Annotated in this window: 12 protein-coding genes; 3 read left to right on the top strand and 9 right to left on the bottom strand. The window is 72.5% G+C overall.

The features are described from left to right. The first annotated feature begins 5 nt into the window (after positions 1 to 5). Together E4N62_RS14620 and E4N62_RS14615 are read left to right on the top strand one after the other, a co-directional pair. On the top strand, positions 6 to 290 hold the full coding sequence (locus E4N62_RS14620; RefSeq protein ID WP_230214654.1) for a DUF397 domain-containing protein: 285 nt from the start codon (positions 6 to 8) through the stop codon (positions 288 to 290). A 79-nt stretch (positions 291 to 369) separates the two neighbouring features. Further along, positions 370 to 1,185: an SAM-dependent methyltransferase gene (locus E4N62_RS14615; protein ID WP_230214651.1), complete on the top strand. Its 816-nt coding sequence runs from the start codon at positions 370 to 372 to the stop codon at positions 1,183 to 1,185. Between the two features lie 83 nt (positions 1,186 to 1,268). On the opposite strand, the gene E4N62_RS14610 is transcribed toward E4N62_RS14615, so the two are convergent. The 5 genes from E4N62_RS14610 to E4N62_RS14590 all read right to left on the bottom strand — a co-directional run bounded on the left by E4N62_RS14610 (position 1,269) and on the right by E4N62_RS14590 (position 7,004). Then, a complete protein-coding gene (locus E4N62_RS14610; RefSeq protein ID WP_230214648.1) occupies positions 1,269 to 1,994 on the bottom strand; it encodes a dual specificity protein phosphatase family protein in 726 nt (241 codons plus the stop codon). 137 nt (positions 1,995 to 2,131) lie between these two features. Then, positions 2,132 to 3,016, bottom strand: coding sequence for a hypothetical protein (locus tag E4N62_RS14605; RefSeq protein ID WP_230214871.1), 885 nt, complete (start codon positions 3,014 to 3,016; stop codon positions 2,132 to 2,134). Further along, entirely contained in the window at positions 3,016 to 3,471 is a 456-nt protein-coding gene (locus tag E4N62_RS14600) for a PEP-utilizing enzyme (protein ID WP_230214645.1), read from the bottom strand. The genes E4N62_RS14605 and E4N62_RS14600 overlap by 1 nt, the downstream gene beginning before the upstream one ends. 37 nt (positions 3,472 to 3,508) lie before the next feature. Further along, the gene (locus E4N62_RS14595) at positions 3,509 to 5,275 is read right to left on the bottom strand and encodes a PEP/pyruvate-binding domain-containing protein (RefSeq protein ID WP_230214642.1); all 1,767 of its coding nucleotides are present in this window, start codon (positions 5,273 to 5,275) and stop codon (positions 3,509 to 3,511) included. Between the two features lie 325 nt (positions 5,276 to 5,600). After that, entirely contained in the window at positions 5,601 to 7,004 is a 1,404-nt protein-coding gene (locus E4N62_RS14590) for a PLP-dependent aminotransferase family protein (RefSeq protein WP_230214639.1), read from the bottom strand. Positions 7,005 to 7,051: 47 nt separating this feature from the next. Between E4N62_RS14590 and E4N62_RS14585 the strand changes: the two genes are divergently transcribed. Beyond that, a complete protein-coding gene (locus tag E4N62_RS14585; protein ID WP_374116987.1) occupies positions 7,052 to 7,594 on the top strand; it encodes a carboxymuconolactone decarboxylase family protein in 543 nt (180 codons plus the stop codon). 99 nt (positions 7,595 to 7,693) lie between these two features. Here E4N62_RS14585 and E4N62_RS14580 read toward each other — a convergent pair whose 3' ends face one another. From E4N62_RS14580 to E4N62_RS14565, 4 genes are all read right to left on the bottom strand, one after another. Continuing rightward, positions 7,694 to 9,181, bottom strand: a complete 1,488-nt coding sequence (locus E4N62_RS14580) for a glutamate synthase subunit beta (protein WP_230214629.1) — start codon at positions 9,179 to 9,181, stop codon at positions 7,694 to 7,696. Positions 9,182 to 9,245: 64 nt separating this feature from the next. Then, on the bottom strand, positions 9,246 to 9,725 hold the full coding sequence (locus E4N62_RS14575) for a DUF1772 domain-containing protein (RefSeq protein ID WP_230214627.1): 480 nt from the start codon (positions 9,723 to 9,725) through the stop codon (positions 9,246 to 9,248). A gap of 115 nt (positions 9,726 to 9,840) precedes the next feature. Next, positions 9,841 to 11,115 (bottom strand): IS701 family transposase, encoded by a 1,275-nt coding sequence (locus tag E4N62_RS14570; protein ID WP_230214625.1) that lies wholly within the window; start codon positions 11,113 to 11,115, stop codon positions 9,841 to 9,843. A gap of 341 nt (positions 11,116 to 11,456) precedes the next feature. Beyond that, the gene (locus E4N62_RS14565) at positions 11,457 to 12,221 is read right to left on the bottom strand and encodes a DUF2293 domain-containing protein (RefSeq protein WP_230214623.1); all 765 of its coding nucleotides are present in this window, start codon (positions 12,219 to 12,221) and stop codon (positions 11,457 to 11,459) included. Positions 12,222 to 12,229 lie beyond the last annotated feature (8 nt).

Raw genomic sequence — 12,229 nt, 5'->3', positions numbered from 1 at the left:
ACCGAATGGAATTCATCAAGTCGCAGTCGCAGACGCGCACACGCACGCAGTCGCACAACCGCGTCTACAACGGTATGCCCGCCCGGGAGCTGGGCAGCGAGGGCTGGCACAAGCCCTGGAGCGGAGGCAACGGAGGGAACTGCCTGGAGGTCATGAAGCTCGCCGACGGCCGGATCGCCGTACGGCAGTCCACCGACCCCGACGGACCGGCGCTGATCTACACGCCGGACGAGATGAACGCCTTCATCCAGGGCGCCAAGGCGGGGGTGGCCGACTTCCTGCTCTCCTGAGGCCTGTTGCGCCCTCTCTGTTGCTCAGCCGATCCCCCTATGTTGGCCCTGAATTGATCACTTACTGCCGCGGAACCTCATGGAGTTCGTCATGAACGGGCGTCCCCCCGTCGAGATCGACACGAGCAGACCCCATCCCGCCCGGATGTACGACTGGTACCTCGGCGGAAAGGACAACTACCCCGTCGACGAGGCGATGGGCCGGCAGATGCTGGCCCTCGACCCTCGCGTGCCGGTGATGGCACAGGTCAACCGTGCCTTCATGCACCGCTCCACCCGCTGGCTGGCCGAGCACGGCGTCCGCCAGTTCCTCGACATCGGCACCGGTGTCCCGACCGAGCCGAACCTGCACCAGATCGCCCAGCGGGTCGCCCCCGACGCCGCCGTCGTCTACTGCGACAACGACCCCATCGTGCTGGCCCACGCGGGGGCCCTGCTGCGTGGTACGCCGGAGGGGCGCACCGAGTATCTGCAGGCCGACGTGCGCGACCCGCACGCCGTCGTCGAGGGCGCCAAGAAGGTCCTCGACTTCGGCCGGCCCGTGGCGCTCTCGCTGATCGCGCTGCTGCACTTCGTCTCCGACGAGGACGGCGCGCACGCCCTGGTTCAGCGGTTGATGGCCGAACTGCCCTCCGGCAGCTATCTGGTCGTCACCCACGCCACCGCCGACTTCACCCCGGAGGAGTCGAAGGCGGCCATGGAGAAGCTCAAGGCCGCCGGTGTCACCCTGGCGCTGCGCTCCCGCGAGGAGTTCGCCCGCTTCTTCGACGGCCTCGAACTGGTCGACCCCGGCGTCGGGGTGCCCCACCACTGGCACCCCGAACTCGGCGAACCCGTCCCCGGCCAGGACGACGGGGTCATCCCGGGGTACGGGGCGGTGGCCCGCAAGCCGTAGACCGGCGTAGGGAACCGGTGCACGACCGCGCGGCGCGGGCCTCTCGGCCCGCGCCGCGCACTTCTACGCCTTGCTGCGATCGCCTACACGTACGACCAGATCCGGCGCGGCGCGTCGACGAGGCGGCTCACCGCGACCACCGGCAGCGGCGGCTGCGCCGTGTCGCGCTCCCGCTCCAGCATCAGTCCGTAGGAGATCTGCTCGATCGACGGCGGCCCGACCGACAGGTTGCGCCAGACCGCGCCCGGCGAGTCCTCCTGCCCGGTCTTCACGAGATAGGCCGCGGCCATCGTCCCCGTACGGCCGACCCCGGCGCCGCAGTGCACGAACACCGGCCCGGAGCTCTCGGAGACCGTGTCGAGCAGACGCCGTACCTGCTCGGGCGTCGGGGTCTGCCCGTCACGCATCGGCACCCGTACGACGTCGAGGCCCGCCTCGCGCGGCAGGGCGAGCTGGGCGGCGCTCAGCTTCTCCGCGCGCAGGTCGACGACCGTGGTGAAGCCGAGATCGGCGAGCGCCCGGTACCCGGCGGGGGAGGGGGCTGCCCCGCGCCACAGCTCGCCGTCCGTGCCTACGGGCTGGAAGTTGTGGATCCCCTTCACCGAACGCGTCCCCTCGGGCACCGAGGTGGTCTCCCGCGCCACGTACGTCATCGCCAGGACGCCCAGGGAGCCCGTGGCCCAGACGGCGAGGTAGCCGAGCAGCACACCGATCAGCACACGCACCACCCTGCGGCGCAGTGAGCGGGGACGGGCGGAGGGGGCGGAGAGATCCGGGCGTACGGGCGGAGGTGCGACAGAGACAGGCATGGATGACCCAGGGGTTGGGGACGGGGGTCTGTCCGGCATCGTAGCCTGCCCGACATAAGCGTTCTGTCTGCTTGTGTGCCACCTCACTTACTTTGGGGTGTTTGGGGGGAGCTTGTCCTATCTGTTGATCTCCAGGGTCACGGCTGGTCCGCGTCGCCGATGCCCACCACGGTGAGGTGCGCGCGATCCACGTCGGAGTCCTCCAGGCAGCCGCGCAGCCGCAGCCGGTCGTGATCGGTCAGGGAAGGACGGACGACTGCCGCGAACATCCCGTCGCCGAGTTCGCCCAGCGTGGTCCGCCGCAGCGGCACCGACGTGGAGTTCCGGCAGCGCTCCCAGGCCTGTGACGCGGCCATGGCCTGCCGCTCGGCGCTCGGGGGAACGCCCCGCATGTCCACCCGGACCAGCACGGACGTCGCCTCTGCCCCGTTCCGCTCCTCCTTCCTGGTCTGCGTGAGGTCGGCGAGCCCGACCACCAGCGAGACCAGCAGGGCGACGCCGACACCCACGGTGATCAGCCGCGCCGCCCGCCCCCGGCCGTCCCCGGGCGGAGTCGTGTCCTCCAGATCGGCGTCCGGCGCCGGATCGGGCGCCGTGAGCACCGCCAGCTGCCCGGCCAGGTGCCGCTCCGCCGTCGGCCGGGCCGTGACCGACGCGATCCGATGCACCAGCCACGCGATCCCCGACAGCACCACACCGGTGATCAACAGCACGGGCACGAAGACATACGTCCGACTCGCCGGATCATCCAGCCAACGGAACCGGTCACCGCGCTCACCGCTGTGCGTCTGCCGCAGCCGGGCCAGCGCGTCCTGCTGCCGACGGTCGCTCTCCCTGATCCGCTCCTCGATCCGCGCCAGCCGCCCCAGCAGCACGAGGCCCAGCAACAGCACCCCGACGATCAGGAGGAGCACCCCGCTGAGGATGGCTCGCTGCCACTGCCACCGGTAGAGGTAGACGACGAAGTAGACGCCCGCGCCGACCGCCGCCGCGCCCCCGAAGAGGTAGGCGAGGCGCCGCATCACGAACCCTCCGCCCGTACGTCGCCGGTGCCCCCGTCGACCGTCACCCGGGTCCCCGGCGGGAAACGGCACACCGCGTCGTCGACGCCCACCACGGCCGGCACGCCGAACTCCCGTGCCAGCACCGCCAGATGGGACAACGGGCTGCCCGTCTGCGCCACCAGCCCCGTGACGCGCGGCAGCAGCGGGGCCAGCGCCGGATCAAGCGTCCGGACCACCAGCACGGCGTCCGGCGGCCCGCTCCCCTCTCCGTCCCACACCGTTCCCATGCCCCGGCCGCCGGACACACCCCGGCCGCCGTTCCCGTCTCCCGCGCCGGACGGCTCGGTGGCTCGGTCGGCGACGACCACACCGCCCTCCGCGAGCCGGAACCGGTCCGGGAGCGGAGCGGACGCGGCCCGGGGCAGCCGTTCCGCGAAGTCCTCCGGCAGCTCACCGGTCTCCAGCGCGGTCACGAACTCCTTCCACCGCATCAGCCCCCCCCGCCGCGCCTCACCCAGCACACCCCGGACAAGCAACCGGCGCGCTCCCTCCCGCACCAGTCTGACCTGCAATTCCTGCACCCAGCGGACCCGCAGCCGCAGGGACTCGCGCGGCGGCAGGGCGCCCGGGGAGACGGGGCCCGCGCGCCGTGAGGACGGAAGGGGGCCGCGGTGTCGCCTGGGGCTGGGGGCGGGGAGGGAGTGCGGAGGGAGGCGAGGAGGCGGACGCCGAGGCGGCTTCGAGGGAGAGGCGCGGGGCGGGGGTGACCGAGGCGGTAGGGGGAGGCGCCGTTGCGGTGGACGGGCTCCGGTGGGGCAGTCGCAGGTCGCCCCACAGGCTCGGAGCCGTCAGGGCGAGGACCACGGGCTCGGCGGCCACCACCTGGTGGTCCGGCAGGCTCCGGTCCCGGTACCTCGACTCGGTGAGCGTCGCGAGAGCGGCCCCCGCGGCCGTGACGCGGGGCTCGGGGAGGAGGGCGCCCGCCAGGGCCTCCTGAGCGTGGAGCGAGACCAGGACGGAGCGCGTCCAGCGCAGGGTCGAGATCAACTCGACGGTCGACAGGTCTCCGGTCGGCGGGGTCTCGACCAGCCGCCGGTCGACGTCGGCCACCAGGTCCGTCGCCAGACCCGGCAGCGTCGAGGTCAGCCGCCCCACCCGCCAGGCGGCACCCAGCCGCCGGGCCCCCGGCGCCGGGTTGAGCCACGCCAGCCGGGGATGCCTCGGCGGGACGGCACCCAGCAGCCGCAGGTCCGCCGCGACCCGGCCACCGACCGCCACGACCACCGGCGCCGACCGCAACCGCCGGCGCGACGCGCTCCCGCCGAGCCCGAGCGCGATGGCGAGCCCCCGGGCCATCGGCGCCACCCACAGATCCTCCTCCAGCGGCTCCAACCGCCCCGGCAGGCTCTCCGCCACCGGCCCGGGACCGAGCAGCCGGGCGCCACGCGGCGGACGGGGCACCATCGCCGTGATCGGACGGCTCTGGAGCAACCACAGCCGTCCGTCCTCGTCGAGCGCGAACTCGATGTCCTGGGGCCCGCCGAACACCCGGGCGGCCCGCCGGGCCAGCCGCGCCAGACGACGCAGTTCACCGCCGGTGAGCAGCGCCCCGCCGTCGGACGACTCCGTCCGCAGCAGCCGCCCCCACCGGCTCACCCAGTGACTCGTCCCGGGCTGCTCCCCGCTCACCAACGTGTCGGGCCCGCCCCGCACCGCGCTCACCAGCATCCGATCGGTCCGCCCGGCCACGGGGTCCGCGCCGAACAGCACACCCCCGACCCGGGCCCTGAGCATCGGCTGGACGAGCACGGCCATCGGAGCACTGTCACCGTCGGGCCCCCGGGCCGAGCCCAGCACCGTGCGCACCGCCGCCCGGAACTCCTCCCACCCCCGCACATCGAGCACCGAGTCGAACCGTCCCGCCAACGAGGACTCCTCCGTGTCCTCCTGCGGCGAGGAGGACCGCACGACCAGGGACCGCGCCCCGTGCCGGGACAACTCGGCCCAGGCGCGCGACAGGTCCCGTAGATCGTCGGGGTCCCACAGGTCTCCCGGATCCGGAGGGGCGCAGGGGATCACGAAGCCGGGCAGCACCGGCAACCCGGCGCGGGCCGCCCGCGCGAGGTGGGCCGCTTTCGATCCGGTGAGCAGAGGCAGCGAGGCGGTCGGCCGGCCCAGGGGGACGACGCGAGAACCGAGAGTGCCGCCGCTCCGGGGCGACGCCCCGCCGTGCGCACCTGCTCCGTGATCTCCGTGACGTTCGTCGAGCGCCGTCATCGAGCACCCTCCCGGACCGGCCGTCAACAGGGGGGACGCGAAGGAGGGGCCCTACGCCTGACGACGGAACGAAGGATGGGGGCAGGCCACCACCGGATTGTGGGGTGCCCGCGCGGCGACAGCGGTGACGTACCTCCTGACCTCAATGGTCCCACCGCCCTGCTTTTCCTGTCGACCGGGAACCCTTCGGCCGGCGACCCACCGACCCACACCCGCGCCCGCCCGACCGACCGACCGACGCACCGCCCGCCGGCCTGCCGCGCCGTACGGTCGGCCGCGCAGCCGGGCGACTGCTCAGCCGGGCTGCCGCTCGCCCGGCTGCCGCTCAACCCGGCGGCACCCCGCACAACGCCTCCACCGCCGCCCCGTACGCGTGCTCCGGCGGCGTCGCGTACCCCACCACCAGCCCGTCCGGGGCACCCCCCTGCGCCTCGGGATGCCGGAACCCGGCCAGTCCGTCCAGGGCGACACCCCGCCAGGCCGCCGCCTTCACCACGGACCGCTCGGTACCAGGCGGCAACCGCAGCACCGCGTGCAGCCCGGCGGCGATCCCGGTGACCTCGATGTGCGGCGCGTGCGCGGCCAGGGCCGCCACCAGCCGGTCCCGACGCCCCCGGTACCGCTGCCGCATACGCCGCACATGCCGGTCGTACGCCCCGGACACCACGAAGTCCGCCAGCGCCAGTTGGTCCGGAACGCTCGCCCACGCCTCCCGCTCTCCCTTGGCGTCCACCACGGCGTCCACGAACCGCTCCGGCAGGACCATCCACCCCAGCCGCAGCGCGGGCGACAGACTCTTGCTGACCGAGCCGATGAAAACGACCCGGTCGGGATCCAGGCCCTGTACGGCCCCGACGGGCTTGCGGTCGTAGCGGAACTCCCCGTCGTAGTCGTCCTCCAGAACCACCCCGCCACGCGCGCGTGCCCAGTCCACGACGGCGGCCCGCCGCTCGGGGTGCAGCGGCCCGCCGGTGGGGAACTGGTGCGCGGGCGTGAGCAGCACCGCCCTCTCCCGGTCCAGCCCGTCCACCCGGGCACCGTCCTCGTCGAGCGGCAGCGGAACGGTCCGTACGGACGCCGCCGCCAGCAACTCGCGGTGGAAGCCCAGCCCGTACGACTCCACCGCCAGCGGCCCCCGCAGCACCCGGCCGTGGAACAACAGCCGCAACGCGTGCGCGAAACCGGAGCAGACCACGATGCGCGAGGGCTCGGTCCGCACGCCCCGCGAGCGTGCCAGATACTCGGCGAGCGCCTCCCGCAGCTCGACCCGACCCGCCGGATCACCCGGCCCGAACGCCTCGTTGGGCGCCCGCGTCAACGCCCTGCGGTACGAGGCCGCCCAGGCCACCCGCGGGAACGCCGACGCGTCCGGCGTGCCCTGCCGCAGATCGTGCAGCGGCCCACGCGCGCGAGGCGCCTTCCGGGGCACGCGTGGGGCGCCCAGGGGTTCCACCCGCTGCGCGACCCGCGTCCCCGACCCCTGTCGAGCGGTCAGCCAGCCCTCCGCGACCAGTTCCGCGTACGCGTCGGCGACCGTGTTGCGGGCGACCCCCAGGTCCGCCGCGAGCGAGCGGTACGGCGGCAGCCGGGTCCCGGGCGCCAGCCGACCATCGCGCACCACCTCCCGCAACGCCCGGATCAACGCCGCCCGCCGGCCACCCCCGCCGGACAGTTCGAGATGCAGATCGGCCCCGAACAGCTCCGCCGAATTGACCCACGAATCCACCATGGAAATGCACCCTACGACAGGTCTTTCCACCCCATAGATTCATGGTCATGACGACGAACACGACGAACACGACGGCGAAGAACACGACGGTGAAGAACACGACGGCGACGGACGTGACGGCGACGGACGTGACGGCGGGCGCCGCGCCCCGGCTCGACTTCGCGAAGTCGGCCAGGAACGCCTTCCGCGCCCTCATCGGCTTCGACGCGGCGGCCCGCGAGGGCGTCGACCCGGCCCTGGTCGAACTGATCCAGATTCGCGCCTCCCACCTCAACCACTGCGCCTACTGCCTGCACATGCACACCAACGACGCCCGCAAGGCCGGCGAGAGCGAGGACCGGCTGCACATGATCCCGGTCTGGCGCGAGGCCCGGCACTTCTTCACCGCCCGCGAACAGGCCGCGCTCGCCCTCACCGAAGCGGTCACCCTCGTCGCCGACGGCGGTGTCCCCGACGCCGTCTACGCCGAAGCCGCCGCCCACTTCGACGACACCGAACTGGCCCACGTCCTCGCCCTGATCCTCACCATCAACACGTGGAACCGCATCGCCCTCGCCACCGCCAAACAAGCCGGCACGGACAACCGTTAGCCCTCAAGCCCTCAAGCCCTCAAGCCCTCAAGCCCTCAAACCCTCAAACCCTCAAACCCTCAAACCCTTCGGCCTCCGGCTTCGGGCACCCGCCCACGGCTACACCGTCATCGGACGGTCGTACGGCCCGATCGGTGCCGGCAGGCGGTCCGCCCCGGTCAGACCACGGTCGACCGCGGCGGCCACGGCCCGCCCCTCGGCGATCGCCCACACGATCAGGGACTGCCCACGGGCCGCGTCCCCGGCGGCGTACACCCCGGGCACGTTCGTCGCGAAGTCCGGCCCGCGCGTGAGCGTGCCGCGCGGGTCGAGGGCCAGCCCGAGCTGGTCCACGAGCCCGTCATGACGATCCGGACCGGAGAACCCGAGCGCGAGCAGGACGAGATCCGCAGGCAGCGTCCGCCCGGTACCCGGCCTGGCCTGCCGCCGCTCGTCCACCTCGACCAGGTGCAACGCCCGCACCCGCCCCGACCCGTCCCCGGTGAAGCGGAGCGTGGACGCCGCGAAGAGCCGCGCGTCCGCGTCCGCCGCCGGCGCGGACCGCAAGTCACGCGCCTCCTCGTGCGCCGCCGACAGCCGGTACACCTTCGGATACGTCGGCCACGGATCGACGTCCTCGTCACGCTCCGCCTCCGGCAGCGGATAGATGTCCAACTGGGTCACCGACGCGGCGCCTTCCCGCACCGCCGTCCCCAGACAGTCCGCACCCGTGTCGCCACCCCCGACGATCACGACATGCTTCCCGGCCGCCGACAACGGCGACATCGCCAGATCCCCCTCGCACACCCGATCGGCCAACGGCAGATACTCCATCGCCTGGTGAACCCCGGCCAACTCCCGGCCGGGCACGTCCAGTTCCCGCCATGCCGTGGCCCCCGTCGCGATCACCACCGCGTCGTACCGGGCCCGCAGCTCCGTCGCCTCGACGTCCACGCCCACCGCGGTCGACGTCCGGAACTTCGTGCCCTCCGCCCGCATCTGCTCCAACCGCCGGTCCAGATGACGCCGCTCCATCTTGAACGCCGGGATCCCGTACCGCAGCAGCCCCCCGATCCGGTCGGCACGCTCGTACACCGCGACCGTGTGCCCGGCCCGCGTCAACTGCTGCGCCGCCGCCAGCCCCGTGGGCCCGGAGCCGACCACCGCCACCGTCTTCCCGGACAGCCGGTCGGGCGGACGCGGCGGGGTGAAGCCGTCCTCCCAGGCCCGGTCCGCGATGGCCACCTCCACATTCTTGATGGTTACCGCGGGCTGGTTGATCGCCAGCACACACCCCGCCTCACAGGGCGCGGGACACAACCGTCCCGTGAACTCGGGGAAGTTGTTCGTGGCATGCAGCCGGTCGCTCGCGGCCCGCCAGTCCTCCCGCGACACGAGATCGTTCCACTCGGGGATCAGGTTCCCCAGCGGACAGGCGTCGTGACAGAACGGGATCCCGCAGTCCATGCAGCGGTCCGCCTGCTTGCTGATGATCGGCAGCAGGGCCCCGGGAACATACACCTCGTCCCAGTCCCGGACCCGCTCCTCCACGGGGCGACGGGGCCAGTCCTCACGTGGTGTGGTCAGAAAACCCTTGGGATCGGCCATGGCCGTCTCCCTCACGGAGAGGTACGCGTACGGGCCACGATACGACGCGCCCGCCGCCCCCGCCTCAGGCGAGCGCCAGCAGGTACGACAGCGCCGCGCCGGCCGCGGCGACCGCCCGCACGTGGTTCCACGCCGTCCACCGGCTCACATAGTCGCGCCAGTACGTCGCCGCCTCCGACGTGCGGGCCTCCAGCCTGGCGAGTGTCTCGTTGCGCGGCACATTCGCCACCATCGTGACCCCGAAGCAGCCGAACAGATACAGCGCGCTGCCCAGCAGCAGTTCGACTCTGCCTCCGTCCGGCCACAGCACGAACGTCACGACGGCCAGCACGGCGCACAGCACCGCCGTACCCACGAACACGAGCATGAACGCCGGCGTCAGAGCGCTTACGTTGATCGCCTGCATCGCTGCCACGCCCTGCGCGGGCGGCAGCGACGCCAGCCCCTTCATCACGAACGTCGAGAACCCGCAGAACACGCCCGCCACGATCGCCGTCCCGAGCAGGCCCAGCACCGTCAGCACGAAGTACGGCCCATCGATCATGTCCGCTCACACCTAGTAGGGCTCCGTTAGGTTGCTCTGGCTCTTGGGTTCTGGCTGGTGGTGGATGTTCTGGGCAGCGGGCGGTGGCAGGTGGTGCAGGTGCCGGTCCAGCAGTTCAGCAGGTCCTGGATGGCGTCGAGGATCTGGTAGAGGGTGAGTCCGCTGTATCGGCTTTTGGGGACAGGCGCTGTTCGGTGAGGAAGGCGTGGGCGGCGGTGACCAGGGTGACGTGGTGGTGCCAGCCGTTCCAGGAGCGGCCCTCGAAGTGGTCCAGGCCGAGGCCGTGCTTGAGTTCCCGGTAATCGTGCTCGATGCGCCAGCGGATCTTGGACAGGCGGACCAGTTCGGTGATCGGTGTGTCGGCGGGCAGGTTGGACAGCCAGTAGTCGGTGGGTGCTTCGGCGTCCTGGGGCCATTCGACCAGCAGCGTCACCTCGGGCAGGACACCGTCCCAGTGGCCGTGCTCGGCAGTGGCGGCGGCTTGGGCCAGACGGCGGGCCCTCACCCCGGCCCGCACCCGCAGCGCCAGAAAGCGTGAGTGCATCGGCCCGCGGGAGCCTTCACGCCAGGTCACCTCGGTGAACGCCTGCCGTCCGTGCTCCTGAGCCAGCGCTGCCACCGAGGACGGCTTGTCCCGGTAGCGGGGCTGCGGCCTGCGACCGTTCCCGGACCAGGCCGGGGCGGTGGGCCGCACGTCGTGCGGGTGGACCGTCACGTCCGAACGGACCGCCACGACATAGCCGATGCCCCGCTCGCTCAGACCGTCGCGGAAGTCGGCGTTCTGCCCGTAGCCGGCGTCGGCCACCACCACCGGCGGCACCAGACCCCACCCGGCCAGCTCGTCGAGGATGTCCAGGGCCAGACGCCACTTCTCCCGGTGCCCGACCTCCTGCGGTATCCCGGTCTTCTGCCGCCGCACCGCATCGTCCGCCCACTCCTCGGGCACGAACAGCCGCCACTGCAGCGGACAGGACGCGGTGTCGGAGACCGCGTGCACACTCACCGCGACCTGGCAGTTGGCCCGCTTGCCCAGCGCCCCGCAGTACTGGCGCGCGACCGCCACCGACATCTTCCCGTCCTTGGGGAACGACACGTCATCGACCGCCCACGCCTCCGGGCCGATTCTCGGCACCATCCGCTGGGCGATCCGCCGCCGCACCGGCACCGGATCCCACGTCGACTGGTTCACGAACTGCTGCAGGTTCTGCTCGTTGCCGTCCGGCAGCCGTTCCGCCATCGGCTGGATCGACTTCCGCCGTCCGTCCAGCATCAATCCCCGCAGGTAGCAGTCGCCCTTCGCCCGCTGATCCTTGCGCGGCACCGACGCGAACACGTCAGCGACGAATAACGCCAACGTCGCCCGAGCACGGTTCACTTCATGTGCGTCCACACCTTCAGCGTTCCCCCAAACAGGACCGACAGACAGACGTAACGGAGCCCTACTAGGGCGTGTTTCGGAAGTCCCTTCTGCTCTGCGTCGCCCGGCACGCTCCCCCGGTCTCGGCTGGCGCTCGACCGGGAGGTACCCCCACCGCCGCACCGGACGAAAGGCCAAGTACACCCAGTACGAGGCCTTTCGTCCGGCGCGCCGAGAGCACGCACCGGACGCCGCAGAGCCGCCCTTCGGGCGACGAAGGGACTTCCGAAACACGCCCGATCAAAATCCTGCCCACCGCCCGACCTCCCCACAAGTGAACCTCCGCACAGCCCCCAGCCCCATGGCCGAGCCGCTCACCGCCCACGCGCGAGACCGACCCGCCCCTCCCGAGCACGGCTCCGGGGGTCCCGCCCCCTCCCCCGCCCCACCCCTCCCTCACCCCACCCCCCGCCACCCCGCAGCGTCGCGTCCACCGTGGCCGTGATCCGTCGGCGCGCCTCGTACCGGGGGACGCCGCTCATCAGAAGGTGGTCGTACGGCGTGTCCACATGGCGTACCGACGCGATGACCGCCGAGGTCACCGCGAACTCCGTGAGCGCGCGCCCCGCCGCGCTGCGCCCGACGCGGCCGCTGCCCCGCAGCGAGGCATGGGAGGCGATTTCCCGGGCCCGCTCGGAGGGACAGTCGGGGAACAGCCGCAGCACCTCCGCGGCGAACGCGTCAGTGAAGCGCACGTCCTCGGCCGCCCGGCGCCGCGCGTCCCGTACCCGGCGGCGGCGTCGCGCCTCCGCGTCCGCCAGGCACCGCTCCTCGGCCCGGGCGAGCCCCGCCTCCTCGACCAGGACGCCCTGCCGCTCGTACCGGCTGCGCCGCCGGTTGAACCGTACGACCACCGCCGACAGCGCGCTCTCCTCCCGCGCCCTCCGGGTGAGCGCGGTGTCGCCCCGGGGCAGGAACACCAGGTGCCCGAGGTCCGCGCAGTCCAGGCAACGCGGCGCTCCCTCGTCCAGGACCAGCAGTGCCACGGGACCGCTCCGGCACTCGGCGCAGTGCTTCTTCCTGAGTGCCTGCACGACGACAAGTCCGGTACGGGGCGGGGGAGTAGCGAGCGCTGCCATACGCGGTT

This window comes from Streptomyces sp. MNU76 (assembly GCF_020982545.1).
Classification (GTDB): domain Bacteria; phylum Actinomycetota; class Actinomycetes; order Streptomycetales; family Streptomycetaceae; genus Streptomyces.
The sequence above is the reverse complement of the archived record's forward strand: the minus strand, read 5'-3'. Positions and strand labels throughout refer to the sequence as shown.